The following is a 26,174-nucleotide window of genomic DNA, read 5'->3' on the forward strand; positions in this document are numbered from 1 at the left end:
TTCACAGCGGAATATTGTCATGCTTTTTCCACGGATTTTCGAGCTGCTTGTTCCGCAGTTTCCGTAATCCCAAAGCCACCCGACGCCGGGTCGAATGCGGCATGATTACCTCATCCACAAACCCTTTTTGCGCCGCGATAAACGGATTGGCGAAGCGATCTTCATATTCCTTGGTTTTCTCGGCAATTTCCTCTTCGGTCTTGCCGCGAAAGATGATTTCAACCGCCCCTTTGGCGCCCATCACAGCGATTTCAGCGGTTGGCCAGGCATAGTTCAAGTCGCCGCGCAGATGCTTCGACGCCATGACGTCATAAGCGCCGCCATAAGCTTTGCGGGTGATGATCGTGATTTTCGGCACGGTTGCCTCGGCATAAGCAAAGAGCAGCTTTGCGCCATGTTTGATAATGCCATTATGCTCTTGTGATGTGCCGGGCAGAAAGCCAGGGACATCGACCAGAGTGACAATCGGAATATTAAACGCATCGCAATAGCGGACAAAGCGTGCAGCTTTCTTGGATGCATTAATGTCGAGGCAGCCGGCGAGAACCATCGGCTGATTGGCGACCACGCCAACGGTAGAGCCTTCCATCCGGCCAAAACCGCAGATGATATTGCCGGCATGGGCTGGCTGAATTTCAAAAAACTCGCCTTCATCCAACATTTTTTGAATGACCTCATGCATGTCATAAGGTTGGTTCGCATTGGCCGGAACCAGTGTATCGAGACTGTCTTCCAATCGGTCCCATGGATCGGCCGTCGGTCGCTCGGGCACTTCTTCCCGATTGCTCAGCGGCATATAATCGATGAAATCGCGCGCCGCGAGCAGCGCTTCGATGTCATTTTCATAAGCGACATCGGCGACGCTGGTCTTGGTGGTGTGGGTTACGGCCCCGCCCAATTCTTCCTGGGTTACAATCTCGTTGGTGACCGTCTTCACAACATCCGGACCGGTCACGAACATATAGCTGCTATCCTTCACCATGAAGATAAAGTCTGTCATCGCCGGTGAGTAGACCGCTCCGCCCGCACAGGGCCCCATGATCAGGCTGAGCTGTGGAACAACCCCGCTGGCCAGCACATTGCGCTGAAACACATCGGCATAACCGCCAAGCGATGCGACACCTTCCTGGATACGCGCTCCGCCGCTGTCATTAATGCCAATGACGGGAGCGCCGACTTTCATGGCGTTTTCCAGTATCTTACAGATTTTCTCTGCATGGCGTTCGCTGAGTGAGCCGCCGAAGACGGTGAAATCCTGAGAGAATACAAAAATCAAACGGCCATTAATCGTACCGGAGCCGGTAACAACACCATCGCCGGCAATTTTGGTTTCTTCCATCCCGAAATCGACGCAATTATGTTCGACATACATATCGATTTCTTCAAAAGACCCTTCATCAAGAAGGATCTCAATCCGTTCGCGTGCGGTCAGCTTGCCTTTGGCATGCTGGCTATCAATCCGTTTCTGTCCGCCGCCGAGCATCGCCTCTGCGCGCTTGGCTTCCAATTGTGCGATAATGTCTGACATTCATCCCCCGACTGTGAATCACTAGGTGTGATATGCCCTAGTCAATGCACAGCCGGTTAGGCAATCGTCAATATCAAATTAATCGATCGATTAAGTTACTTTTGAAACGGCCTATGCCGTAGCGTCAACCTATTTGAGCAGGACCAATTCCTCAGCCATGCTGGGATGCAGGGCAATGGTGTCGTCAAAAGCCTGCTTGGTCAAACCCGCTTTCACAGCAACCGCCGCCGCCTGCAGGATTTCCGGCGCATCCGGACCGATCATATGCAGGCCAAGAATCTTCTCGTTCGTGGCCTCAACAATCATTTTATAAAGACTGCGTTCTGGCCGGTCAGCAAAGGCGTTGCGCATCGCCCGGAAATCCGATGAATAGACCTTGATATTGCCATATTGCGTCCGCGCTTCGCCCTCGGTCAGGCCGACCGAAGCAATAGGCGGTTGGGAAAACACCGCTGATGGAATGCAGTTATAATCGACTGTCTTGGGCGTATCGTTAAACACCGTTTCGGCAAAAGCCTGCCCTTCACGAATGGCAACAGGGGTCAGTTGGACGCGGTCTGTCACATCGCCCACAGCGTAGATGCTATCGACATTGGTCCGGCTATATTCATCCACTTTGATGGCACCTTTGTCGTTCGTTTCGACGCCTGCATTTTCCAGACCAAGTCCGTCAATTTTTGGACGCCGTCCGGTGGCCGCCAATACGACGTCAGCGCGCATAGCCGACTTTCCATCCATGTAAACATCCAGAGCGCCATCTTCGCGCTTCTCGATCTTATCGAACGTACAATTAAACTTATAGTTTATACCCTTGGTCATCGCAATTTGTAGTAATCGGTCCCGCAAGCTCTCGTCATATCCCCGCAAGATTACGTCGGAGCGATTGACAACAAATACTTCGCTGCCAAGACCGTTGAAAATTCCAGCAAATTCGTTGGCGATATAGCCACCGCCAGAGATTATCACGGTTTCCGGTAGCTTCTCCAAATGGAACATCTCGTTGGAAGTCAGCATATGTTCGCTTCCAGGAAACTCCGCAACATCTGGCCATGCACCGACGGCGATCAATATATATTTGGCAGTGACGGTCTTGCCGCTGGCAAGTTTGATTTCATGTGGGCCCACAATCTCGGCCCGTTCCATCAGAATCTCAACACCGTGATTATTCAGTGTTTCGGTGTATCCGTTGTTAATCCGATCCACATCTGCAAGCACATGATCGCGCAATTTGATCCAGTCAAATTTAGCATTTTCCCAGGTCCATCCAAAATTCTTGCCATCTTCCAGCTCTTCCGAAAAGTGAGAGCCATAGACCAGCATTTTTTTCGGTACACAGCCACGGATAACGCAAGTGCCGCCTACGCGATATTCTTCAGCAACAGCGACTTTCGCTCCATAAGACGCAGAGACTCGCGCCGCTCTTGTTCCGCCTGATCCTGCGCCAATGACGAACAGGTCATAATCATATTCCGACATTTTTATTTCCTTGATAACTCAGGCAGGAAATGCCCGGTTTTTTAGTGTTTCGGTCGAAGCGTCCATTTGGTTACCATCACCTGCCAAAAGCGCATTGGCCATTTCCTTGCCCAGCTCAACACCGAACTGGTCAAAAGGATTGATGCCCAAAAGCACCGCATTTGCAAACGTCCGATGCTCGTAAAAGGCAATGAGCGCGCCTAATGTCCGTCCGTTCAACTCCTCCAGTAATAAGGTCGAAGATGGTCTGTCACCCGGATAATTTCGATTACTATCATCGGATGCTTTGCCAGCCATCAGGGCTGCGCCCTGCGCGAAGCAATTGAGTAGCAAACCCTCATGATGTTCTCCCGCCAATGAATGGCCGGGCTCAATCACCGCAAGAAATTCTACGGGTACCAGATGGGTACCTTGATGGAGCAGTTGGAACACCGCATGCTGTGCGTCAGTCCCCACCCCGCCCCAAACAATCGGACTGCTGTGGCGCTTTAATATCCCACCATCTGCCAGCACCGATTTACCATTGCTCTCCATTTCAAGCTGCTGAAGATAGTCTGGTACTAAACTCAGCCGCTCGTCATAAGCGAACACGGCACGTGTTTCACACTCCTGAACTTGACTATAATATTGGTCACAAAAAGCGGCAATGGCCGGAATATTTTGGTCAAACGGCGCTTCTTTAAAATGCCGATCCATTTCAGCAGCACCAGCTAACAGATCATCAAAAACCTCTATGCCCAGTGTCAGTGCAACACTGAAGCCGATTGAAGACCAGAGCGAATAACGCCCGCCGACTGTCTCTGAAAAAGGCAATATACGGCTTTCGTCAATACCCCATTTAACAGCCTTCTCAGGCATGGCGGTTAACGCGACAATTTTCCCAAACGGATCAGAAACACCCTGTTCCGTCATCCAGTCAGTAACAGAGCGTGCGTTCAGGAATGTTTCTGCTGTGGTGAAACTTTTCGACGCGATGACCAGCAATGTTTTATGGGCATCAAAGCGTTCAAGCACGGGTTCCAGAGCGCAACCATCGATATTTGAAATGACCGCTGTTTCATATTTCTCGTCACCGATTTTTAAGGCTTTCAGCAGCAGTTCAGGGCCCAATGCAGAGCCGCCAATTCCCAGGTGAATGATATGCTCAATCTCCCCTAGAGCGCCCGCTTCGATGGCTTGAACCAAGCCTTGCATCCGGTTTTTGAGCAACCGTGCATTTTCTACACTGGTCTCTGCACCGATACCGCGCTCTGCTGTATGTTCGGCCGCGCGGCCTTCACTAAGATTGATAGCAGTGCCGCTCATCAATGCTTCTATATGGTCTGATAGGCCGCTCGCGTTAGCCAATTTGCGAAAATTCGCAAGCAGAGCGACATCCATGTGCGTCTTCGAAAAATCAAAATAAATGCCGGATTGTTCAAAGCTTAGCTGCTCAACACGATCCGGATCGGTTGCGAACAATTCATTTGGCGATGAAGAGGGGTACGTTTCTATTGCATTCCAATGATCCAAAGCACATTCTTTCTTGTTAATATCAATGATCTATCCACCCCATATTTCGCAACATAGCTCTATCTTGCGTCCATCTTGTGAACAAGGCCAAATCACTGGAAATTGCCGATAAATACTGTCTCTTGACCGCACGCATCATTATCAGCAAAGGGGCGCGATGAAAGATAAAACCGCTGAGCGATCCGAAACCGCTGATTTCATGATATTCCTCGTAAAACTGGCGTTATTCGTCATCATTTTGCGCAGTTTCATTGTATCGCCTTTTAACATTCCGTCGGAATCAATGCAGCCACGTCTGATGGTTGGCGATTATCTGCTTGTTGCAAAATGGCCGTATGGCTATTCTAAATATAGCATGCCGTTCAGCGTGCCGGTTATCCCGGGGCGCATATTGGCGAACAAACCAACGCCGGGCGATGTGGTCGTTTTTAAAGCGCCGCCAAGTGGTAACGATGATTATATCAAGCGCGTCATTGGTCTGTCCGGTGACATTATTCAAGTTACGGGTGGTGTCGTGTCAATTAACGGGTCTGCCGTCGAGCGGAAGAAAATCGAAGACTATACCCATTTGGTATCACCTAACAGCCCTTGCTATGCCGAATATTTCGAGACGACAAACGGAGATGGTGAAAGAATCTGTCGCTATCCTCAATTTCAAGAAACTTTGCCCAATGGCCGAAGCTACAAGATATTGGACGTTAATGAAGGCTCTGTAGGCGACGATACAGAGAGTTTTGTCGTGCCCGATGGACATATGTTCTTAATGGGCGATAATCGCGACCGCAGCGCCGACAGCCGGTTCCCCGCCGTCGAAGGACAAGCCATAGGTATGGTCCCGCAGGAAAATCTGGTAGGGCGTGCGCTCGTATCGGTGTTCTCGACCGATGGTTCGGCGGAATGGATCAAACCCTGGACCTGGTTTAGTGCCGCGCGTTGGGAGCGTATTGGAGAGGGTTTTGAATAAACCGGAATTTCTGGACTGGCTGACAACACTGACCGGAAAAAAGCCGGGAGACGAGACTCTCTACATCCGCGCTTTCACTCATGGAAGCTTCGGCGATGGCGATTACCAGCGACTTGAATTTCTGGGTGATCGCGTGTTGGGTCTGACGATTGCTGCACAGCTCTATAAGCAATTCCCCAGCGAACCTGAGGGTAAATTATCGCAGCGACTAAATGGTCTAGTTTCTGGTAAAGTCTGTGGTGAAATTGCCCGAAGCCTGGGCGTATCCGACCATCTGCTACTCGGGAAACAGGCGAGGGACGATGGCGCTCGGCAGAGTGCCAAGGTATTGGGTGACGTCATGGAGTCACTCATCGGTGCAGTCTATCTTGATCATGGTATGAATACGGCAAAACAGTTTATTCTCAAATTTTGGGGTGACCGGATTTCGGGCATGGCGAAGGATATCCGGCATCCAAAATCCGCGTTACAAGAGTGGGCGGCGGCGCATAACCGCAAGATGCCGATTTACGCGCTGGTTGAGAAAACGGGACCGCATCATGATCTGCGGTTCACAGTTAGAGCCAGCATTAACAAAGTTGGAGAAGTCGAGGCCACCGCCTCCTCTATCCAGACCGCGGAAACCACAGCTGCAAAACTCTTTCTGGAAAAATATACATGACCCAAAAATGCGGAGTTGTCGCGCTAATTGGAGCGCCCAATGCGGGCAAATCGACATTGATCAACGCTTTGGTAGGGCAAAAGGTCGCGATTACCAGCTCGAAACCACAAACCACACGAACGCGATTGCTGGGTATTGCGATGGAAGACAATACACAGCTGTTGCTGGTCGACACGCCCGGTATTTTTGAACCGCACCGCCGATTGGACCGGGCCATGGTTTCTGCCGCTTGGGATGGCGCGGAAGATGCGGATGTCATCATTATGCTGGTGGACTCGCGCGCTGGCCTCGGCCCCAAGGTCACGTCCATCGTCGAACGGATCAAGCACCGTCCGGAAAAGCTGGTTCTGGTGATGAACAAGGTTGATATCGCCGCAAAAGACAAGTTGCTCACCCATGTCACCAAACTCAATGATCTGTGCGGCTTTAAAGAAACCTTTTTCGTCAGCGCCAAAACTCGCGACGGGCTGGAAGAACTGAAAGCCTATCTGGTCGACGCGATGCCGGAAGGCCCGTGGCATTTTCCCGAAGATCAGGTTTCCGACGCCAGCGAACGGATTTTGGCCGCAGAAATCACCCGTGAGCAGGTTTTCCGCCAGCTCCATGCCGAACTGCCCTATGCGACCGCCATTGCGATGGAACAATATAAGGAGCGGGAAGACGGCTCGCTGGAAATCCACCAGCAGATTTTGGTCGAAAAACCCACACAGCGCGCGATCATCCTCGGCAAAGGCGGCCATCAGATCAAGGATATTGGAGCCAAGGCCCGTGCCGAGCTATCCGAGATATTGGGCAAGACCGTCCACCTCTATCTTCACGTCAAAGTCAGCGCGAATTGGGATGAGGATAAGAGCCTCTATCAGGATATGGGCCTTGATTGGGTTAAGTAACCGCCCCGCCCCTTTGCGTTCTGGCATCATCATCAATTTCCCCAAAACTTGATGTAACGGTTGATTTGATGCATTATCCGACGGCGTTTCCACGAGGAGGGGATGTCATGAGCACAGGCCAACAAGCTCAGATTGCACCAGCAGCGGTCGCCAGCGATCTCACCACCGGCGACCTTCGCGTCGCCCTTGCCAAAGGCTGGGCCGATTTTAGAGCCTATCCCTTATTCGGGCTATTTTTCGCAGGTATTTACGTGGTTGCCGGGATGTTTCTCTATTTCGGACTGTTTGTCCGCGGTGAAATCGCTTGGCTGGTCCCGGTTGCGGCAGGGTTTCCATTACTCGCGCCCTTTGTGGCCGTGGGTCTTTATGAAGTCAGCCGGCGCCGGGAAGCCGGCCTGCCGATGAGTTGGCGAGCGGTCCTCGGAGCCCTGCGCGGACATGGTGACGAGCAAATATTGAGCATGGGCGTCATCCTGTTTGTCGCATTCGCATTCTGGCTGATGGTCGCCCACGGCATATTCGCCATCTTTCTTGCTGAATCCGGCATTGGGTCAGAGTCGCTTGAGCTGTTTCGCACCGGCGCGGGCCTGATGATGTTGCTTGTCGGCAGTATTGTGGGCGGGTTGATGGCGCTGGCCTTTTATGCCGTGACAGTTGTCAGCCTGCCGATACTGGTCGATCGCGAAGTGGACTTTATCACCGCCATTATCGTGAGCCTGGCAACCGTGCGGTCGAACAAAGCCGTTTTATTGGCTTGGGCTGTGATGATCGCGATTGCGCTGTTTGTCGCCATGCTCCCGCTCTTTCTGGGGCTTCTCCTGGTGCTTCCGGTGCTAGGGCATGCAACCTGGCATTTATATCGTCGCTCGGTCAGCCAGTCGGGCGCCTAGTCACAGACGCAAACGAACTTTAACGTAGCCACCAACGCAAGCCCCAGCCCAAAAGCCGGAGCGCCCCTACTCCGCCTTAGCCTTCGCAGGGGCTTTTTTCGCCGCCGGTTTCTTTTTCGCCGCAGGCTTTTTCTTGGCAGCAGCCTTCTTCTTTGGCGCCGCTTTCTTCTTGCGCTTCTTGGCCGGGCCTTTTGCCGCGCGGTCATCAATGAGTTGCGCTGCTTCTTCCAGCGTCAACTGGTCCTTATCCACTGTCTTGGGCAGTGACGCATTGGTCGTGCCATCGGTGACGTAGGGGCCGTAGCGGCCATCCATCAGCTTGATTTCTTCTTCGGTGCGCGGATGTTTGCCCATGATCTTGAGCGGCTCGGCGCCTCTGCGCCCGCCCTTGCCGTTTTTCGCGGCATCGGCGAGCTTGGCAACAGCGGCGTTCATGCCGATTTCGAACACTTCCATGGTGTTTTCCAGGCGCGCCGATTTGCCGTCATGGCTCAGATAGGGCCCATAACGGCCGATTTGCGCATTTACTTCCTTGCCCGTTTCCGGATGCATGCCGACTTCGCGTGGCAAAGAGAGCAATTTTAATGCCCATTCAAGGCCAAACTCTTCTGCCGGTACATCTTTCGGGATAGACGACCGTTTCGCTTCCTTGCCCTCGCCGCGCTGAACATAGGGACCAAAGCGACCGACCATTTTGGTGATTTTCTCGTCGGTATCCGGGTCAACACCCAGGTCTTCCGGTCCTTCATCCGCGTCGGCATTGGCGCCGCCACCTTGGGCAAAGCGCCGGGTGAACTTGCATTCGGGATAATTGGAACAAGCGACAAAGGCGCCGAAACGGCCACCACGAAGGGCCAGCTTGCCTTCATTGCAACGCGGGCACAGGCGCGGATCACTGCCGTCTTCCTTTTCCGGGAACAGATAGGGTTCGAGGAATTTGTCCAGCTCTGCCGTAACTTCGGACGGCAATTTCTCCATGACTTCGGCCGTCTTGGGCTTGAAATCATGCCAGAAAGCTTCAAGAATTTTTTGCCATTCCGCACGGCCGCCACTGACATCGTCCAGCTCGTCCTCAAGGCCTGCGGTATATTCATAAGCGACATAGCGCTCGAAAAACCTTTCGAGAAAACCTGTTAAAAGCCGCCCACTTTCCTCTGCAAAGAAACGATTTCCCTCGGTTCGAACATAGGCGCGATCTTTCAGCGTCTTGATGATCGAGGCATAGGTGGAAGGACGGCCAATGCCCAGTTCTTCCATCTTCTTGACCAGGCTTGCTTCGCTGTAACGGGGCGGAGGCTGGGTGAAATGCTGATTGGCTTCGACCGATTTCTTCGCCGGACTATCCCCCTTGGACATGGCCGGCAGCAAGCCGCCATTTTCGTCCTTGCTGTCGTCGCGGCCTTCTTCGTAAAGTGCCATAAAGCCGGGGAATTTGACGACCTGTCCGGTAGCACGCAGACCGGTTTGCCCCGTGCCGTCGAGCATTTCGACAGTTGTGCGTTCCAGTCGCGCGGCGGCCATCTGGCTGGCCATGGCGCGTTTCAGGATCAGGCTGTACAGCTTGGCATGATCGCCGCTGCCCATCGTGTCGCGGGTAAAGCTGGTAGGCCGGATCGCCTCATGGGCCTCCTGCGCATTTTTGGCTTTGGATTTATAGATGCGCGGACTGTCAGGCACATAGCTGGCATCATAGCGATCGGATATCGCTTTGCGCGCGGCAGAAATGGCACTGCCATCCATCTGCACGCCATCGGTACGCATATAGGTGATGCCGCCATCTTCATAAAGCTGCTGCGCGATGCGCATCGTGTGGCTTGCCGAATAGCCGAGTTTACGGGCCGCTTCCTGTTGCAGGGTCGAGGTCGTGAATGGCGGTGGCGGGTTGCGGGTAAGCGGCTTTGTTTCGACCGTTTCAATCGTGAACAGGCCGTTTTCAACCGCCGTTTTGGCGGCCATGGCCTTGGCTTCGTTGGACAGATCCATCTTGCCAAGCTTCTTGCCCTGATGAATGGTGAGCCGTGCTTCAAAAGCCTGACCGCCCTGCTCCATCTGCGATGTGACGGACCAATATTCCTGCGGATTGAAAACTTCAATTTCACGCTCGCGCTCGACAATCAAGCGCAGGGCCACGGACTGGACGCGGCCAGCGGATTTGGCACCGGGCAGCTTGCGCCACAGCACAGGTGAAAGCGTGAAGCCCACCAGATAATCCAACGCACGTCGCGCGCGATAGGCGTCAATCAAATCGTCGTCCAAAGCGCGCGGATGCGCCATGGCTTCGGTAACGGCGGATTTTGTAATCGCGTTAAACGTTACGCGATCCACTTTTTCAGGCAGCGCCTTTTTCTTTTTCAAAACCTCTAGCACGTGCCAGCTAATCGCCTCCCCTTCCCGGTCAGGGTCGGTTGCGAGAACGAGGCGCGTGGCTTTTTTGGATAGGTCGGTAATCGCCTTGAGCTGCTTGGTCTTGTCTGCATAGGGCTGCCACAGCATGGCAAAGCCATCGTCCGGATCAACCGAGCCATCTTTGGGCGGCAGATCCCGGATATGACCGTAAGAGGCCAGCACCTTGAAATCCGATCCGAGATAATTTTCGATTGTTTTCGCTTTGGCGGGTGACTCAACGATTACTAATTGCATAATTTCCGATTTTCATTTGTCTCACGTACACACGCGAGGCTGGAACACAGATTGGACGTTCGTCAAGTCCTTGATCAACGAAAATGCCCTTTAGCCGAATTTTGCAGGATTTCAACTAGGCAAACTTACGCGCGCGCCTGCGTGGCGGGTCAATCTTCCGGCCAATTCCAGTTCCAGTAAGATCAATTGTATCGATGCGGCCGACAAGCCAGATTGCCGGACAAGCTCATCGACAGACACGGGCGTCATGCTGAGTAGGTTGATCAGTGAATGGCGGGCGGCGTCTTCAATTTCTTCATTTGCCGTTTCTTGCAGTTTCGACGGATGTTCTTGTGTTTCAAAAAGGTCATAGGGAATATTCGCCCCGGCTGCGCGTTCATCAAAATGCTGTATAAGTTCCAAAACATCATCTGCCGATTGGATGAGCGTAGCGCCGTCACGGATCAGTCCGTTGCAACCTCTGGAGCGAGGATCCAGCGGTGATCCAGGGACAGCCATCACGTGACGACCAGCCTCTGCGGCTAAACGGGCGGTGATCAGGGAGCCCGATTTAGGCGCTGCTTCTATGACAACCGTCCCCAGCGCAATGCCGGCTATGATGCGGTTACGATAAGGAAAATGGCGTGCCTTGGGCTCCGTTCCGGGAGGTTGCTCGGCCAATAACAGCCCGTCACGTGCGATCTGGCCCTGCAGCGCCTCATTCTCTGGAGGGTAATGAATATCTATTCCACCAGCGATAACGGCAATGGTTGATCGGTTGATAGAACCCTGGTGCGCTGCAGTATCTATTCCTCGCGCCAGACCGGACACAACCGAAATATCTTCCGTCGTTAAGCTGTTGGCCAAGTCCCTCGCGAAACGGCAGGCAGCGGCGGAGGCATTGCGCGCGCCAACGATAGCGACTGTTGAATGATTGAGCAGCGACAAATTGCCACGCCAGATCAAAGCTGGCGGGGGATTGCCGAGTTCCGCTAGCAAATAGGGATAATTCGGATCACCGAGAAACAAATAATCTGCGCCCAGTTTGCGAGTTTCGTTCATTTCCCGTTCGACGGCGGCGGGGTCTGATAGACGTGGTGCCCTGCCCCCGCCTCTCGCCGCCAATTGTGGAATCATTTCCAGGGCTTTGGCGGCTGAACCATAGCGCCGGATAAGTTGAACATAGCTCACCGGGCCAATATTGGCGGATCGAATCAGCCTCAGCCGATCAAAATCTTCATTCATTTTGTGTACCGTTTAACGGTTAGGGGGTGGGTCAGGAGGCTCCGACTTTGGGTTCTTCGCCTGCCATCAAGCGCTCAATATTAGCGCGATGTTTCCAGATTACAAGCAGAGCAAAGCCTATAAACATGGGTATCCACGAATAAAGGCCAACTATTACTGCGGTTATAGGCACCGAAATACACGCGAGCATACCGCTGACGGATGAATAGCGTAATATTACAAGTCCGCTGAGCCAGGTAACGGCAAATACTATGCCCAGAACCGGTGCCAAAGCGGTAACGATACCCAGAAGGGTCGCAACCCCTTTGCCACCTTTGAATTTCAGCCAAACCGGATAAAGGTGACCCAAAAACGCGCCCATGCCCGCCAAAACGCCTAATCCCTTGTCAAAATTCACCGCAATCAACACTGCCACGGCACCTTTGCCAACATCCAGCAACAACGTAAGTGCCGCAATCGCTTTGTTGCCCGTCCGTAAAACATTGGTAGCCCCAATATTTCCTGACCCAATTTCTCTAAGATCTCCGCCACCCGTTAAACGTGTTAGAAGCAGGCCAAAAGGTATTGCCCCCAGCATATAGCCGAAGAAAACAGCCAAAATTGGTTCAATCCACATGGATTGCATTACACCAAATCCCCTTTGATTTCGGTGAGCTATCTGTAAGAAAGCTTTTCGGCAAGGCTTTTGCGTTGTAAAAACAGCTAAGATCAACCAGTTGTAGGGTCAGTCGAGCTAGCCAATGCGCTGATTAGCCGTCTTTAAGGTAAGATAATGAAAGCCGATAAAACAAGATCACCCGGCCCGCTTTTATTCTTCGATACGGGTGTTGGGGGACTATCTGTTCTGCGGGAGGCGAAGAAGTTGTTGCCAAATGCACCAATTGTCTATGCCGCAGATTATGCTGGCATGCCTTATGGTATGAAGTCTGAAGATGAGCTTTCTACGCGCATTCCACTGCTCTTGGGGCGGCTTGTTGAGCGCTATAACCCGATGTTGGTTACTATTGCCTGCAATACGGCTTCCACCGTAGCGCTTGATGTTGTCCGATCCGTTTTGGACATTTCCGTTGTTGGGACTGTCCCAGCCGTCAAGCCAGCAAGTCAGATGACCAAGACTGGCGTGATTGGTTTGCTTGGGACGCAGGCTACAATTCGCCAGCCGTATGTAGACCGATTGGCAACCGAATTTGCTCCAACCAAACAACTGCTGCGTTTCGGTGCCCCTGATTTAGTTCACGCAGCAGAAGCCAAATTACGGGGCGAAACACCGGACCAGAAAATTATTGATGCTGCCGTTGCTGGACTTATCCGCCAAAGGCATGGAAATGATATCGATACTGTCATATTGGCCTGCACTCACTTTCCTTTGGTGCAAGAAGAGTTGCAAAAATCATTTGTTAGAGACATTCAATTTATCGATGGTTCACAAGGAATAGCGAGGCGGATTGCCCATCTAACCGCTGAGATAAAATGGCCAGAGGCCCCTGAAAATGGTGTTTTTGTTACCACCGGATCGCTGGCAGAATTAAAGCGTTATCGTAAGACGCTAAACGGATTTGGACTAACAGAATTGGAAGTCCTTTAGCAGAAGGGCTTATTGCGAATGGTTCGCGCTGGAAATTCTATAAAAAGGTCGTTAATGGCCATTTTACAGGGATCGCTTGGTGAGAGAATGACACAGGGAATGGTGTAACGTGGACTACGATAAAGTTTTTTCTCAAGCGATTGACCGTCTTCACAGCGAAGGCCGCTATCGGGTTTTTATCGATATATTGCGTAATAAAGGGACTTTCCCCAACGCTCGCTGTTTTGCGCATCATAATGGCCCAAAGCCGGTGACGGTATGGTGCTCTAACGACTATCTTGCAATGGGCCAACATCCGGATGTCATAGCTGCGATGGAAGAAGCGTTGCATGATGTTGGCGCGGGCTCAGGTGGAACGCGAAATATAGGCGGTAACACCCACTATCATGTGCAGCTAGAAAGTGAGCTAGCGGACTTGCATGGCAAATCTGGCGCCTTGCTGTTTACATCCGGCTATGTTTCTAATGAAGCTACGCTATCTACGCTCACTAAAATTTTGCCAGGTTGCGTAATTTTTTCGGATGAATTGAACCATGCTTCGATGATTGCCGGTATCAAAAATAGTGGCTGTGACAAGCGTGTTTTCCGCCACAATGATCTTGAACATCTCGAAGAATTGTTAGCCGCTGAAGACGCTGGTACTCCGAAACTAATCGCTTTTGAGAGCATCTATTCAATGGACGGTGATGTTGCTCCGCTGCACGAGATTTGCGACCTTGCAGATAAATATAACGCACTCACTTATTGTGATGAAGTACATGCGGTGGGCATGTATGGCCAACATGGTGGCGGTATTTCCGAACGTGACAACGCAGCCAATCGTATCACAATCATCGAAGGGACATTGGCAAAAGCGGTTGGCGTAATGGGCGGCTACATAACCGCAGATCAGAAAATCATCGATGTTATTCGGTCTTATGCCCCTGGTTTTATCTTCACCACTAGCCTGTCCCCTGTCCTAGTCGCAGGTGCGTTGGCAAGTGTGCGGCACCTTAAAAAATCCAATCAAGAGCGCGATGGCCAACAAGCCGCAGCTCAAACATTGAAAAAAATGTTTGCAGATGCCGGCCTGCCCGTCATGGGTTCGACGACCCATATCGTACCGTTGTTGGTTGGTGACCCGGTCAAAGCTAAAAAAATAAGCGACATCCTGCTCGCAGAATATGGCGTTTACGTGCAGCCAATCAACTATCCGACCGTACCACGTGGCCTGGAACGCCTACGGTTTACTCCTGGACCAGTTCATACAGAAGATATGATGACTGATCTAACGAAAGCTTTGGTCGAAATCTGGAGTCGTATGGAGTTGCAACTCGCAGCTTGATAGCGTTTCGCTGGAACTTTTTGGTTTTTCAACGCTATAAGTCAGCATGACCAACGCAGCCCATTGGATAGAGCCACATCCGCATGGCATATATATAAAACCAGCAGACGCGTGGATCGACCCTGCCAAACCAGTGTCGCGTGCCTTAGTAACGCACGGCCATGCGGATCATGCACGCGGCGGTCACGAAAAGGTTTGGGCAACTCCAGAAACTTTGGCGATCATGGGCTTGCGCTATGGAACAAATTCAGGACAGCCCGTGCACTATGGTGATGGCTTCGAAATCGGCGGTGTAAAAATTAGCTATCACTCCGCCGGTCATGTCTTAGGCTCGGCGCAGATATTGATGGAATATCAAGGGGAGAGGGTCGTCGCTACTGGCGATTATAAACGTCGGAGCGATCCAACCTGTCCCCCCTTTGAAGTCGTTCCGTGTGATATATTCATTACAGAGGCCACATTTGGCCTTCCAGTCTTTAAACATCCCAACACCGCTGTTGAAATAGAGAAGCTATTGACTGCAAAATCAGCCAATCCAGATCGTTGCATTTTGGTAGGAGCCTACGCCTTAGGTAAAGCGCAACGCATTATTGGAGAGCTCCGAAAAGCGGGATATATGGATCCAATCTATCTGCATGGTGCATTGGAAAAAATGTGTCATCTGTATCAGGAATTAGGTTTTGATCTCGGCGAGATCCGGCCTGTTATGGATACTGAAAAAGAAGTGATGCGTGGACAAATTATTTTGGCACCTCCCTCTGCACTAAATGATCGTTGGAGTAGGCGTTTACCAGAACCTATAACTGCAATGGCTTCTGGATGGATGCGAGTCCGGCAACGGGCGCGTCAACGCAATGTAGAACTTCCCTTAATTGTATCTGACCATGCGGACTGGGATGAGTTAACCCGGACCATCAAAGAAGTTTCTCCTTCAGAAACTTGGGTTACCCACGGCCGAGAAGATGCTCTAGTTCACTGGTGTGAGCTCAACCAGATGAAAGCGAGGGCCTTGGAGATGGTGGGTCGTGAAGAGGAAGACGATTAATTAATGCGAGCGTTTTCAGACCTAATTGATAGCTTGATTTATACCCGGTCTCGTAATGGTAAATTACGACTGATCAGTGATTACCTAAAGGAAGCAGCAGATCCGGATCGCGGATGGGTGTTGGCCGCACTGACAGGAGAGCTAGACTTTCCTACCGTAAAGGCGTCCGCAGTGCGCAACATGGCCATGGAGCGGGTTGACGAGACTCTATTTAAACTCAGCCGTGATTTTGTCGGCGACACCGCTGAAACAGTAGCACTTATTTGGCCAGGAAGTAACGCTATTTCGGCAACTGATACTCTAACTGTCGGTAAAATCGTTGACGAACTTGCGGCTGTCAGCAGGCTCAATGCTCCAAAATTATTGGCAAATTTGATGGATCAATTAGGTTCTAACGAACGTTACGCTTTGCTGAAACTAGCGACAGGAGGAATGCGAGTCGGCGTTTCTGCACGATTGGCAAAAACCGCTTTCGCTCAGGCCTTTGACATGGCTGTCGAAGATATTGAAGAGGTTTGGCATGCTCTATCCGCGCCTTATCCAGAACTATTTGCATGGGGTGAAGGCGAAGCTGAACGGCCTGATTTAACCGGAGTTCCGTTTTTTCGACCTTTCATGCTTGCTCACCCGTTGGAAAATAAAACGCTTGATTTAGAGGAGTACGCTTCTGAATGGAAATGGGACGGCATCCGCATTCAGATTGTCGGTACAGGACAAGAGACCAAATTGTTTAGCCGTGGCGGAGACGATATTACGGCGGCCTTTCCAGATATTGCCGATGCTTTTCAGTCCAACGGGGTAGTTGATGGCGAGCTTTTGGTTCGCGGCGAATTTCAAGGCGGTGAAGCGGCAAGTTTCAATGCTCTCCAACAAAGACTGGGGCGCAAGAAGGTTTCTAAGAAAATGCTCGAAGAATACCCTGCATTTGTTCGATTATACGATATTTTATATGATGGAGAAGTGGATCTACGCGAACAAAGTTGGTCACACCGCCGACAGAAACTGGAATCGCTCGTGCCTAAATTAGACGCCAAACGATTTGATATTTCGACGATTTTGGAAGCACGAGATTTTGCCCATCTTAGCGAAATTCGTGAAGGCGCTAGAGATGCAGCGATAGAAGGAGTCATGCTGAAACGCCGCGATAGTCCGTATATATCGGGCCGCAAAACCGGTTTGTGGTATAAATGGAAACGTGATCCTTTAGTGGCCGATTGCGTAATGATGTATGCGCAACGCGGTTCCGGCAAAAGATCGTCATTTTATTCTGACTATACATTTGGGTGTTGGACTGACGACGGCGAGTTATATCCCGTTGGAAAAGCTTATTCTGGCTTTACCGACGAAGAGCTTAAAATGCTCGATAAGTTTGTTCGACAAAACACGCTCAATCGCTTTGGACCAGTTCGTGAAGTCGACAAGACAATGGTACTCGAAGTTGCATTTGATTCGATCCACAAAAGCAAACGCCATAAATCTGGTTTGGCGATGCGTTTTCCCAGAATTTCTCGTATTAGGCTTGATAAGCCTGCAGCAGAGGCCGACCAGATATCAACCCTGGAAAAAATGATCACATAAAAAGAGACCTGCAGAAGCAAAGTTCTGCAGGTCTAGGGGGATTTAAATATTTTGCGATTATGGCATCACAACCGTATCGATCGCGTGAATAACGCCGTTGGACTGGTTCACGTCAGCCATCACGACCTTGGATGTGCCACCTTTGGCATCAGTTAACATCAAGGAACCGTCGCTACCCATTGAAGCTTTCAAAACACCGCCTTGAACCGTTGGAATGGACGCGACGCCATCGGGCGCTTGCTTGATCAAGCCCATTACGTCTTTGGCTTTAAAACGGCCCGATATAACATGGTAGGTCAGGATTGAAGTCAGTGTATCTTTATTCTCAGGCTTGATGAGAGTTTCCACGGTGCCTTCGGGAAGTTTTGCGAAAGCGGAATTAAGGGGTGCAAATACAGTGAAAGGACCATCACTTGAAAGCGTTCCAGCCAAATCAGCGGCCGTTACTGCCGCAACCAGCGTGGAGAAATCATCAGTGTTGGCGGCTTTCTGAACGATATTTTCTGATGACATTTCTGCATGATGTTTGGCGTAGGCACTTCCGCCACTAGCTAATGCAACCGAACCAACGAGTGCGATGGCAACTTTAGAAAAACGAATATTCTTCATGGGGGGTAACTCCTAAAAAATCCATATCCGAACCTGGATATGTGAAGAGTTACGGACCGACTTTTCAAACGGATGCAAAAAAGTTCAGATAATTGTTATTTTTCCGGTAGCAACCGGTTCTCCGGTGGGTTTGGCATGGGGCACATCGGATGGAGGCTCCATGGAAAGTTCCAAAGTTGCCGCGGAATTCAGTAATTCCCGGTGGTCGCGTGGCACGGTCATCTCGCTGATGCCCTGGCGGCCGATTTGCCCTAGCGAGCGGGGCACGCCGTCATTGTCTACAATCCACAGTTCCGGCTCGGTTTCCGTTTCCGGCATGCCGTTCACATCGACTCGCATCTCGGCCGTTTCCGGGTTGTAGGACACCGCCAGCACCAGCCCCTCGATGTCCCCGGTCAGTTGCGCAACCGCTACGGATTGGGGCTCGGAAGGTGACATAAGCGAAGCAGGACTGACAATAATCGCAAGCGCCAGACAGGCAGCCAGCGCGCCAGATACAATCGCCCCGGTCCGCCAGCGCTTCATCTGTACCACTATGCCGTCAGACGCGCCGCTCAATGACTCGCTGTCGAGACGGCGCTCAATCCCGGCCCAGACCGCAGGCGCTGGCTCAGCCTCTTGAAATTCCTGAAATAAAGGATCAACGCGCCGGTTCCAATCATCAACGGCCTTGGCAAATGCAGGGTCAGCCAATTGCTTGCGCAGCGCCACAGCCTTGTCGTCGCCATCCAGCAAGCCAAGAACCAGTTCCGCCGCCAGCGCTTCGTCGTCCGTCAGGGGTTCCGTTTCTTCAACCATCGTCCATGCAATCCTTCAAACGCTTCAATCCCCGGCGAACCCAGCTTTTAACCGTCCCTAAAGGCGTACCCAGCTTTTGTGCCAATTCATTGTAGCTATGCCCTTCAAAGAAAGCCGTTCGGATCACGTTGCGCTGCCGTGCTTCCAGACTATCGAGGCATTTGTTTAAAATATCCGCACCTTCCTGTTTTTCCAGCCTATCCAATGCACTTTGCTCATCCGCTGCCATATCCTTTATGGCGTCATCCGAAACCATCACCCGATTGCCGCCTGATCGTTTCCGATCGATGGCGGTGTTGCGCGCGATGGTCGCCAGCCATGTTATCGGGCTGGCCCGCTGTGCATCAAACCGCCCTGCATTGCGCCAGACTTTGACATAGGCATCCTGCAGCGCATCTTCCGATGCCTGGCGATCACTTAAGATACGGAGGCAAACGCCAAAAAGTTTCGCCGAAGTCAGATTATATATATCCTGAAACGCCTGACGGTCGCCACCGGCAGCCTGACCGATCAGGGCGGAGAGCTGCGCGCGGGCGCGATCTGATTCACTGGATTGGGGCATATTCTCCGCCCCAGAGACTATGACAATTCACCAAAGTTTCAAGCACCTATTATCGCAGCGAACCGGTCACGGTCCACATTACCGCCAGAAATCGTAATGACTGTTCGGTCGGTCACAGCAGCTTTGCCAGCCAATATCGCGGCCAGCGCGACCGCCCCTCCTGGTTCCACAACTAGACGCAATTTTTCAAATGCCACCCGCATCGCGTGATGCACTTCCGCTTTGGTGACAGCCAGAGCATTGGCGTTACGGGCCTTCAAAACATTAAAGGTCAATGGCGAAACAATAAGTGTCTGCAGGGCGTCGCATTCTGTTTCAGGCGGATTATCCTGCACCGGAACGATGCTACCACCTTCCAGCGACCGTTTCATATCGTCCCAGCCTTCCGGTTCCACCAGGGTGATATCGGCTTCGGGATTGACCAACGACATGCCCGAAGCCAACCCGCCACCGCCACAGCAGGCGACAAGATGATCGGGCGCTGCACCGGACTGAGCAATCATCTGCTCGCGTATTTCGACACCAGTGCTGCCCTGCCCTTCGATAATCCATGGATCGTCAAAACTCGGCACAACCACGGCGCCGGTTTTCCCGGCCAGTTCTGCCGCGAGTTCTTCGCGAGAATCAGCCAGACGATCATAGGTGATCACTTCCGCACCAAGCTTCTTCGTATTATCCAGTTTCGCCAGCGGTGCATCCGCCGGCATGATGATGGTCGCCTTTACCCCCAGACGTTGCGCCGCCCAGGCCACGCCTTGTGCATGATTGCCGCTGGAAAAGGCCACCACGCCGCACTTGCGTTGATCTTCGTCTAAATCGGTTAGACGATGCCATCCACCGCGTATTTTAAAGGCACCGATGGGTTGCAAACATTCTGCCTTACACCAGATTGTCTTTCCATCGACAGTCAGCGGCAATAGCGGCGTTTTGGGAAGAATATCAGCAACCTTGCCCGCGGCCCGTTCAACCCCCGCTGCACTTGGTTTGCGGGTCGGGTCCAAAAGTAATTGCTCTGTCATGGCGTCCTTCTATATGCGGTTACTCGATTCCTCTAGCAAAATGAGTGTGCGATATGAGCAAGGTTCTGGTGATTGGTGCAGGCGGTGTCAGTTCAGTGGCTGTACACAAGATGGCGCAGCTAATAGCCGCAGAAACAGGTCCGTTTTCCGAGATCACGCTGGCCAGTCGAACGGTTTCCAAATGTGAGGCGATTGCCGAGTCCGTTAAGGCCCGCACCGGCGTTGCGATCGAGACCGCCCAAATTGACGCAGATGACGTGCCCGCGATGACCGCGCTTATCGAACAAGTGCAGCCCGCTCTCGTTGTGAATCTCGCCCTGCCTTATCAGGACTTGCCGATCATGGACGCGTGCTTAGCGACCAGCACTGATTATCTCGACACCGCCAACTACGAGCCGCGCGATGAAGCCAAGTTCGAATATAGGTGGCAATGGGATTATCAGGACCGTTTCAAGGACGCTGGCATCATGGCGCTGCTAGGGTCCGGCTTTGATCCCGGGGTTACTTCCATATTCACGTCATGGCTGAAGAAGCATCATTTCGACCGGATCGACACGGTCGATATTTTGGATTGCAATGGCGGTGATCATGGCCAGCATTTCGCCACCAACTTCAATCCGGAAATCAACATTCGTGAAGTGACAGCCCCCGCACGTCACTGGGAAAATGGCGACTGGGTCGAGACCCCTGCTCTATCCCATAAACAGGAATTTGATTTCGAGGCTGTGGGCCCGAAGAACATGTATCTGATGTATCATGAGGAAATTGAATCCCTGAAAACCCATATTCCGGAAATCAAGCGCATTCGTTTCTGGATGACTTTTGGTGATGCCTATCTCACCCATCTCGAAGTGCTGCAAAATGTCGGCATGACCCGCATTGATCCAGTCATGTATGAGGGCCGTGAGATTATTCCGCTGCAATTTCTGAAAGCGGTATTGCCGGAACCGGCGAGCCTTGGGGAAACGACCAAAGGCAACACCAATATCGGGGTGATAGCGACGGGCGAAAAAGACGGCGTCCAGAAAACCCTCTACGTCAAAAATATCTGCAGCCACGAAGCCGCGTTTGAAGAAACCGGCAATCAGGGTGTGAGCTATACCACCGGCGTTCCCGCAATGATCGGATCGGCTTTGATTCTGTCCGGAAATTGGACCGGAGATGGTGTGTTCAATATGGAAGAATTTGATCCCGATCCGTTTATGGACATGCTGAATGAGCATGGCTTGCCATGGACGCTCGAAGAGCTGGATGGGCCGTTGGAATTCTAGTTCCCTCTCCCCTTGAGGGGAGAGGGTTAGGGAGAGGGGCAGTCTCTCGAAACTCATCTTACTGGCCGGGCAAATTGGACTCCCCCTCTCCCCGGCCCTCTCCCCTGAAGAGGGAGAGGGAGGCTATATGGAAACCAAAGCAGGCGATCCCGGCGCATTTGCGCATTTTGATCTGGCGCGAGTGCCCTCGCCTGCCTTTGTCGTCGATGAAGCAGCGGTTCGCCGGAACCTAGAGATACTGGCGGATATCAGGACGCTTTCCGGTGCGAGAGTGCTGCTTGCGCTGAAAGCATTTTCGATGTGGTCTCTGGCGCCGCTGATCGATCAGTATCTCGACGGCTTTTGTGCCTCGGGACTTTGGGAAGCGAAGCTGGCCAGTGAGCATTTTACCGGTTCAATCAGCACCTATTCCCCCGCCTATAAAGCGGACGATCTTGTCGAGATTGCTCCTCTGTCCGAACATGTCATATTCAATAATCCGACGCAGATTGAAAGATGGAAAAGGGAAGCCGGTCAGGGTCTCGATAACTGCGATATAGGATTGCGTTTAAATCCTGAAATTGCGCTGGGTGAAACGCCCAAATATGACCCTAGCCAGCGGCATAGTCGATTGGGGTTTCCGGTGTCGCAGCTTCAGGCGGACCATTTCAACGCCATTTCCGGTATCCATTTCCACAATCTGTGTGAGCAGAATTTCGATGCACTGGAACAAACATGGGTCAAGATCGAACCGCTGATTGCTCCCTATTTCGATCAGCTCGAATGGATCAATCTCGGCGGCGGTCATCATATCACCCGGGATGATTATGATCGCGAGGCGCTGGTGCAATTCCTGTCTGATCTAAGGGCAAAGTCAGGTTGCGAAATTTATCTCGAACCAGGTGAAGCTGTGGCGCTGGATGCGGGGATATTGGTCGGTGAGATACTGGACGTTTTTGATAACGACATGCCGATAGGGATTACCGACCTATCCGCCACCTGCCATATGCCGGATGTTATTGAAGCGCCTTATCGTCCTGCCATGCTTGGAGAAGCCAGTGACGGGGACGCTATCAGACTTGGTGGACCAAGCTGTTTAGCCGGTGATATTATCGGCGACTATCGGCTTCCGGAACCGGCGCATATCGGCCAACGAATAGCCTTTCTCGATCAGGCCCATTATTCGATGGTCAAAACCAATACGTTTAACGGTGTCCCGCTGCCATCAATCTGGCTGTGGAATAGCGAGACCGATGATCTGCGCTGCGTGAAGCAGTTTGACTGGACCGAATTTCGGGATCGGTTGAGCTAAAGCACCTCTTAAATTGTTGCATCGCAATAAATCTCCGCATTTGTGCCATATTTATAGGCCATAGAGACTTTACAGATTGCCGAAGCGGCCATATAGCCGCCCTCGCTGCCCCATGGCCGCTTGCGAATCCGCAAGGCAGCTCAATCGATCTTTAAATCTAAGGGGGTCCCTTGAGTTGCACAATTTCTATGATTCGCAGGAGCTGACGAAGGCTCTTTGCCCCGACATTCCAGTTTTACTGAACCGCCCGCATGCCGCGCGGCGCGCGGCGCGTTATTTTGTCGAACAGTTTCCCGGCAAGTCGCTTTATGCGGTGAAGGCGAACCCGTCGCCCGCGCTTTTGAAGCTTTTGTTCCGTGAAGGCGTGACCCATTATGACGTTGCGTCGATTGATGAAGTGCGCCTGGTCCACAGCACGTTGCCCGATGCCGTGCTGTGTTTCATGCATCCAATCAAATCGGAAGCGGTAATCCGCGAAGCCTATCATGATCACGGCGTGCGGGTGTTCTCGCTCGATTCCATCGAAGAGCTGGAGAAGATTGAGCGGGCCACTGGTGGCGCAGAAGATCTGACGCTTTGTGTACGGATCAAGGTGGCTTCGGAATTTGCGCAGATCAGCCTGGCCTCCAAATTTGGCGTGGAGGTTGATCAGTCTGTTGAGCTGCTGCAACGCGCCCGTCAGGTTGCTGATGAACTGGGAATCTGTTTCCATGTCGGCAGTCAGGCGATGACGCCACTGGCTTATGTTCATGCTTTGGAACGTGTCCGTACGGCGATTGTCGAGGCATCCATTACTGTGGATATCGTCAATGTCGGCGGCGGTTTTCCGTCTATCTATCCTGATATGGCTCCGCCTTCGCTCAACCATTATTTCAGCGCGATTGACCGGACGTTTGAAGATCTGCCGATCAGCTATTCGGCGGAACTTTGGTGCGAGCCGGGTCGCGCCTTATCCGCGGAATATAATTCGCTGATCGTAAAGGTGGAACAGCGGCGCGGCAATGAACTTTATATCAACGATGGCGCATATGGCACCTTGTTTGATGCCGCCCATATAGGCTGGCGTTTTCCGGTGCAGTTGCTGGGCGATGGGTCAGATCACGCGGCATCGACCGAATATAGCTTCTATGGGCCGACCTGTGACGACATGGATCATATGGCCGGACCCTTCATGCTGCCTGCTGATGTTAAGGCCGGCGACTATATCGAGATCGGCATGCTCGGCGCCTATGGATCGGCGATGCGGACCAAGTTTAACGGCTATGGTTCGATTGACGATTACGACGTGACCGATGAACCGATGGCGAGCGTCTATGTCGGTGACAATCTTGATCGCACAGACCGTGAGAATGTGGTGTCCTTCCCCGGCGCGTGACCACCGATTAAGTTGCGTTTGACAATTTACAATATGTGAAGCAGGTTCCACCCAATATTTGGGAGGATATTATGAGCACAGCCATATTGGCACCAGCGGCTTTGCTGGTCATCTGGTCACTTGTCATGCTTTTCTGGATGGCGGGGACACGACTTCCGGCAGCCAAGAAAATGGGCATCGACATCACCGCAAAGCCCGGCGGACGCGGACCAGATGTCGATCCGCAGCTGCCGGACAAGGTTGCGTGGAAATCGCATAATTACACCCATTTGATGGAACAGCCGACGCTGTTTTATGCCACCGTCGTCATCCTCGCGGTTGCGGAGGCTGGGACAGGGATCAACCTCTGGCTGGCCTGGGGCTATGTGGTGCTGCGTATCCTGCACAGCATATGGCAGGCGACGGTCAATCTGGTAAATGTTCGGTTCCTGCTGTTTCTGGCATCGACAATCTGTCTGCTGATTATGGCAGTCAATGCATTTCTCACGACGCTATTCTGATTTCATCATTGGGGGAATATAATGGAAAATAATCTTATCTTGCAGCCGGTCGTGGCGCTCATATTGTGGACCATGATCATGTGGCTGTGGATGTATGTCACGCGCATTCCAGCGATGAACAAGGCTGACATTGATGTGGACAATCTGATTGGTGGGGTCGGGAGTGATCTTGATGCGGTGATCCCAGAAAAAATTCAGTGGAAGGCGCATAATTATAATCATCTACTCGACGAGCCAACTCTTTTTTATGCGGTGTGTCTGGTGCTTGCTTTGGTCAGTCAAGGTGACGGCGTCAGCCTGGCGATAGCTTGGGCATATGTCGGTTTGCGGGTTATTCATAGCTTGATTCAGGTTATATCGAACCGGATCAAATACCGCTTTTTGGTATTTGCATTGTCGAGCCTGTGTATTATCGCTCTGGCCATCCACGCAGCGATTGCAGTGTTCCACTAACCAGAAACGGTCTTTCCCATGCCAAACCTTTTGAATGTCGCAATCGTTCAGGCGGCACCGGTTCCGCTGTGCATAGACAAGGGTATCGAACAGGCGGTCAGTCTGGCACGCAGTGCCAGTGACCAGGGCGCGCAGATGATCGGTTTTGGCGAGACATTTCTGGGCGGTTATCCGATCTGGCTTGACGAGGCACCCAGCGCTGCGTTGTGGGATCATCCCGGCAGCAAGGCCTTGCACCGCATCCTGATGGATCAAGCGATCATCGAGAATGACCCGCGACTGGCGCCGCTGCAGGATCTGGCAGATGCGACCAAATCGTGCATTTCCATCGGCGTGCATGAGCGGATGCGTTCCAGTCTCTACAACAACCAGATGCTGTTCCGGCCCGACATGCCGGTGCTGAATCACCGCAAGCTCGTTCCAACCCATGGGGAGCGCTTGATCTGGAATCGCGGCGATGGTTCGACCATTAACGTACATCAGGCCGACTGGGGCCGGGCGGGGAATCTGATTTGCTGGGAGCACTGGATGCCCCTCGCTCGCGCCGCGATGCATAATCTGCGCGAAGATGTTCATGTCGCGGCCTGGCCGACGGTGCGAGAGAGCTATCAGATTGCCTCACGCCATTATGCCTTTGAGGGCGGGTGCCATGTGCTGGCGGCAGGCACATTGCTACACCGCGATGATCTGCTCGAAGGCCTGAACCTGGGCGGCGGTAATGCCGAAGCGGAGGCGCTGTTCATGGAAATTCCAGACACACAGCTGCAATTCGGTCAAAGCATCATTGTCGGTCCCGATGCCACTATTTTGGCAGAAGCGGGCGAGCGGGACATGATCCTGACAGCCGAGATCAACCTGGATTCCGGCAAGGAAGCCAAGGCGGCGCTGGACGTCGACGGCCATTACTCCAGAGCGGACGTGTTCGACCTAACGGTAGATACGCGGCCAAAAGAGGGCGTGAACTGGTCCGAAGACTAGA

At 52.3% G+C, this 26,174-nt stretch carries 24 protein-coding genes; 14 read left to right on the plus strand and 10 right to left on the minus strand.

Features of this window, described 5'->3' with window-relative positions:
• Position 1 precedes the first annotated feature (1 nt).
• The 3 genes from J4G78_RS01355 to pgi all read right to left on the minus strand — a co-directional run bounded on the left by J4G78_RS01355 (position 2) and on the right by pgi (position 4,516).
• Positions 2-1,528 carry an acyl-CoA carboxylase subunit beta gene (locus J4G78_RS01355; protein ID WP_207988103.1) on the minus strand — a complete coding sequence of 509 codons (1,527 nt, stop codon included), beginning with the start codon at positions 1,526-1,528 and terminating at the stop codon, positions 2-4.
• 129 nt (positions 1,529-1,657) lie between these two features.
• A complete protein-coding gene (gor, locus tag J4G78_RS01360; protein ID WP_207988104.1) occupies positions 1,658-3,004 on the minus strand; it encodes a glutathione-disulfide reductase in 1,347 nt (448 codons plus the stop codon).
• Between the two features lie 18 nt (positions 3,005-3,022).
• Positions 3,023-4,516 carry a glucose-6-phosphate isomerase gene (gene pgi / locus J4G78_RS01365; protein WP_207988105.1) on the minus strand — a complete coding sequence of 498 codons (1,494 nt, stop codon included), beginning with the start codon at positions 4,514-4,516 and terminating at the stop codon, positions 3,023-3,025.
• 157 nt (positions 4,517-4,673) lie between these two features.
• Between pgi and lepB the strand changes: the two genes are divergently transcribed.
• From lepB to J4G78_RS01385, 4 genes are all read left to right on the plus strand, one after another.
• Positions 4,674-5,480: a signal peptidase I gene (lepB, locus tag J4G78_RS01370; RefSeq protein WP_207988106.1), complete on the plus strand. Its 807-nt coding sequence runs from the start codon at positions 4,674-4,676 to the stop codon at positions 5,478-5,480.
• On the plus strand, positions 5,473-6,141 hold the full coding sequence (gene rnc, locus J4G78_RS01375) for a ribonuclease III (protein ID WP_243457177.1): 669 nt from the start codon (positions 5,473-5,475) through the stop codon (positions 6,139-6,141). Before lepB ends, rnc begins: the two co-directional genes overlap by 8 nt.
• Positions 6,138-7,031, plus strand: coding sequence for a GTPase Era (gene era / locus J4G78_RS01380; protein WP_207988108.1), 894 nt, complete (start codon positions 6,138-6,140; stop codon positions 7,029-7,031). Before rnc ends, era begins: the two co-directional genes overlap by 4 nt.
• 107 nt (positions 7,032-7,138) lie before the next feature.
• Complete coding sequence (locus tag J4G78_RS01385; RefSeq protein WP_207988109.1) at positions 7,139-7,921, plus strand: DUF2189 domain-containing protein; 783 nt, start codon at positions 7,139-7,141, stop codon at positions 7,919-7,921.
• 66 nt (positions 7,922-7,987) lie between these two features.
• Here J4G78_RS01385 and topA read toward each other — a convergent pair whose 3' ends face one another.
• From topA to plsY, 3 genes are all read right to left on the minus strand, one after another.
• The gene (gene topA, locus J4G78_RS01390; protein ID WP_207988110.1) at positions 7,988-10,561 is read right to left on the minus strand and encodes a type I DNA topoisomerase; all 2,574 of its coding nucleotides are present in this window, start codon (positions 10,559-10,561) and stop codon (positions 7,988-7,990) included.
• A gap of 111 nt (positions 10,562-10,672) precedes the next feature.
• Positions 10,673-11,785 carry a DNA-processing protein DprA gene (gene dprA / locus J4G78_RS01395; RefSeq protein ID WP_207988111.1) on the minus strand — a complete coding sequence of 371 codons (1,113 nt, stop codon included), beginning with the start codon at positions 11,783-11,785 and terminating at the stop codon, positions 10,673-10,675.
• A 31-nt stretch (positions 11,786-11,816) separates the two neighbouring features.
• Positions 11,817-12,410 (minus strand): glycerol-3-phosphate 1-O-acyltransferase PlsY, encoded by a 594-nt coding sequence (gene plsY, locus J4G78_RS01400; RefSeq protein ID WP_207990317.1) that lies wholly within the window; start codon positions 12,408-12,410, stop codon positions 11,817-11,819.
• Between the two features lie 147 nt (positions 12,411-12,557).
• Between plsY and murI the strand changes: the two genes are divergently transcribed.
• The 4 genes from murI (at position 12,558) to J4G78_RS01420 (ending at position 17,317) form a co-directional block, all read left to right on the plus strand.
• Entirely contained in the window at positions 12,558-13,370 is an 813-nt protein-coding gene (gene murI, locus J4G78_RS01405) for a glutamate racemase (protein ID WP_207988112.1), read from the plus strand.
• 109 nt (positions 13,371-13,479) lie between these two features.
• Entirely contained in the window at positions 13,480-14,694 is a 1,215-nt protein-coding gene (gene hemA, locus J4G78_RS01410) for a 5-aminolevulinate synthase (RefSeq protein ID WP_207988113.1), read from the plus strand.
• 46 nt (positions 14,695-14,740) lie between these two features.
• Positions 14,741-15,739, plus strand: a complete 999-nt coding sequence (locus tag J4G78_RS01415; RefSeq protein ID WP_207988114.1) for a ligase-associated DNA damage response exonuclease — start codon at positions 14,741-14,743, stop codon at positions 15,737-15,739.
• A gap of 3 nt (positions 15,740-15,742) precedes the next feature.
• A complete protein-coding gene (locus tag J4G78_RS01420) occupies positions 15,743-17,317 on the plus strand; it encodes a cisplatin damage response ATP-dependent DNA ligase (RefSeq protein WP_207988115.1) in 1,575 nt (524 codons plus the stop codon).
• A 57-nt stretch (positions 17,318-17,374) separates the two neighbouring features.
• On the opposite strand, the gene J4G78_RS01425 is transcribed toward J4G78_RS01420, so the two are convergent.
• From J4G78_RS01425 to J4G78_RS01440, 4 genes are all read right to left on the minus strand, one after another.
• Positions 17,375-17,926 (minus strand): fasciclin domain-containing protein, encoded by a 552-nt coding sequence (locus tag J4G78_RS01425; RefSeq protein WP_207988116.1) that lies wholly within the window; start codon positions 17,924-17,926, stop codon positions 17,375-17,377.
• 84 nt (positions 17,927-18,010) lie between these two features.
• Positions 18,011-18,724, minus strand: coding sequence for an anti-sigma factor (locus J4G78_RS01430; protein WP_207988117.1), 714 nt, complete (start codon positions 18,722-18,724; stop codon positions 18,011-18,013).
• Positions 18,717-19,286 (minus strand): sigma-70 family RNA polymerase sigma factor, encoded by a 570-nt coding sequence (locus J4G78_RS01435; protein ID WP_207988118.1) that lies wholly within the window; start codon positions 19,284-19,286, stop codon positions 18,717-18,719. The genes J4G78_RS01430 and J4G78_RS01435 overlap by 8 nt, the downstream gene beginning before the upstream one ends.
• Before the next feature lie 38 nt (positions 19,287-19,324).
• Entirely contained in the window at positions 19,325-20,305 is a 981-nt protein-coding gene (locus tag J4G78_RS01440) for a threonine ammonia-lyase (protein ID WP_207988119.1), read from the minus strand.
• Between the two features lie 53 nt (positions 20,306-20,358).
• Here J4G78_RS01440 and J4G78_RS01445 point away from each other — a divergent pair, with 53 nt between their 5' ends.
• The 6 genes from J4G78_RS01445 to J4G78_RS01470 all read left to right on the plus strand — a co-directional run bounded on the left by J4G78_RS01445 (position 20,359) and on the right by J4G78_RS01470 (position 26,173).
• Positions 20,359-21,576: a saccharopine dehydrogenase family protein gene (locus tag J4G78_RS01445; RefSeq protein ID WP_207988120.1), complete on the plus strand. Its 1,218-nt coding sequence runs from the start codon at positions 20,359-20,361 to the stop codon at positions 21,574-21,576.
• A gap of 127 nt (positions 21,577-21,703) precedes the next feature.
• Positions 21,704-22,867 carry a carboxynorspermidine decarboxylase gene (locus tag J4G78_RS01450; protein WP_207988121.1) on the plus strand — a complete coding sequence of 388 codons (1,164 nt, stop codon included), beginning with the start codon at positions 21,704-21,706 and terminating at the stop codon, positions 22,865-22,867.
• A 175-nt stretch (positions 22,868-23,042) separates the two neighbouring features.
• Entirely contained in the window at positions 23,043-24,242 is a 1,200-nt protein-coding gene (locus tag J4G78_RS01455) for a type III PLP-dependent enzyme (protein WP_243457178.1), read from the plus strand.
• Positions 24,243-24,313: 71 nt separating this feature from the next.
• Positions 24,314-24,742: an MAPEG family protein gene (locus tag J4G78_RS01460; RefSeq protein WP_207988123.1), complete on the plus strand. Its 429-nt coding sequence runs from the start codon at positions 24,314-24,316 to the stop codon at positions 24,740-24,742.
• Positions 24,743-24,763: 21 nt separating this feature from the next.
• Positions 24,764-25,195, plus strand: coding sequence for an MAPEG family protein (locus tag J4G78_RS01465; RefSeq protein WP_207988124.1), 432 nt, complete (start codon positions 24,764-24,766; stop codon positions 25,193-25,195).
• A gap of 18 nt (positions 25,196-25,213) precedes the next feature.
• Positions 25,214-26,173, plus strand: coding sequence for a carbon-nitrogen hydrolase family protein (locus J4G78_RS01470; RefSeq protein ID WP_207988125.1), 960 nt, complete (start codon positions 25,214-25,216; stop codon positions 26,171-26,173).
• Position 26,174: the final 1 nt, after the last annotated feature.

Source organism: Parasphingorhabdus cellanae (assembly GCF_017498565.1).
Classification (GTDB): Bacteria; Pseudomonadota; Alphaproteobacteria; order Sphingomonadales; family Sphingomonadaceae; genus Parasphingorhabdus; species Parasphingorhabdus cellanae.

What these genes read in the sequence shown, in the direction of transcription:
- J4G78_RS01355 (WP_207988103.1), bottom strand. Translation starts at nt 1,528, where the DNA reads ATGTCAGACATTATCGCACAATTGGAAGCCAAGCGCGCAGAGGCGATG.
- gor (WP_207988104.1), bottom strand. Translation starts at nt 3,004, where the DNA reads ATGTCGGAATATGATTATGACCTGTTCGTCATTGGCGCAGGATCAGGC.
- lepB (WP_207988106.1), top strand. Translation starts at nt 4,674, where the DNA reads ATGAAAGATAAAACCGCTGAGCGATCCGAAACCGCTGATTTCATGATA.
- era (WP_207988108.1), top strand. Translation starts at nt 6,138, where the DNA reads ATGACCCAAAAATGCGGAGTTGTCGCGCTAATTGGAGCGCCCAATGCG.
- J4G78_RS01385 (WP_207988109.1), top strand. Translation starts at nt 7,139, where the DNA reads ATGAGCACAGGCCAACAAGCTCAGATTGCACCAGCAGCGGTCGCCAGC.
- topA (WP_207988110.1), bottom strand. Translation starts at nt 10,561, where the DNA reads ATGCAATTAGTAATCGTTGAGTCACCCGCCAAAGCGAAAACAATCGAA.
- dprA (WP_207988111.1), bottom strand. Translation starts at nt 11,785, where the DNA reads ATGAATGAAGATTTTGATCGGCTGAGGCTGATTCGATCCGCCAATATT.
- plsY (WP_207990317.1), bottom strand. Translation starts at nt 12,410, where the DNA reads ATGCAATCCATGTGGATTGAACCAATTTTGGCTGTTTTCTTCGGCTAT.
- murI (WP_207988112.1), top strand. Translation starts at nt 12,558, where the DNA reads ATGAAAGCCGATAAAACAAGATCACCCGGCCCGCTTTTATTCTTCGAT.
- J4G78_RS01415 (WP_207988114.1), top strand. Translation starts at nt 14,741, where the DNA reads ATGACCAACGCAGCCCATTGGATAGAGCCACATCCGCATGGCATATAT.
- J4G78_RS01420 (WP_207988115.1), top strand. Translation starts at nt 15,743, where the DNA reads ATGCGAGCGTTTTCAGACCTAATTGATAGCTTGATTTATACCCGGTCT.
- J4G78_RS01425 (WP_207988116.1), bottom strand. Translation starts at nt 17,926, where the DNA reads ATGAAGAATATTCGTTTTTCTAAAGTTGCCATCGCACTCGTTGGTTCG.
- J4G78_RS01430 (WP_207988117.1), bottom strand. Translation starts at nt 18,724, where the DNA reads ATGGTTGAAGAAACGGAACCCCTGACGGACGACGAAGCGCTGGCGGCG.
- J4G78_RS01435 (WP_207988118.1), bottom strand. Translation starts at nt 19,286, where the DNA reads ATGCCCCAATCCAGTGAATCAGATCGCGCCCGCGCGCAGCTCTCCGCC.
- J4G78_RS01440 (WP_207988119.1), bottom strand. Translation starts at nt 20,305, where the DNA reads ATGACAGAGCAATTACTTTTGGACCCGACCCGCAAACCAAGTGCAGCG.
- J4G78_RS01445 (WP_207988120.1), top strand. Translation starts at nt 20,359, where the DNA reads ATGAGCAAGGTTCTGGTGATTGGTGCAGGCGGTGTCAGTTCAGTGGCT.
- J4G78_RS01450 (WP_207988121.1), top strand. Translation starts at nt 21,704, where the DNA reads ATGGAAACCAAAGCAGGCGATCCCGGCGCATTTGCGCATTTTGATCTG.
- J4G78_RS01460 (WP_207988123.1), top strand. Translation starts at nt 24,314, where the DNA reads ATGAGCACAGCCATATTGGCACCAGCGGCTTTGCTGGTCATCTGGTCA.
- J4G78_RS01465 (WP_207988124.1), top strand. Translation starts at nt 24,764, where the DNA reads ATGGAAAATAATCTTATCTTGCAGCCGGTCGTGGCGCTCATATTGTGG.
- J4G78_RS01470 (WP_207988125.1), top strand. Translation starts at nt 25,214, where the DNA reads ATGCCAAACCTTTTGAATGTCGCAATCGTTCAGGCGGCACCGGTTCCG.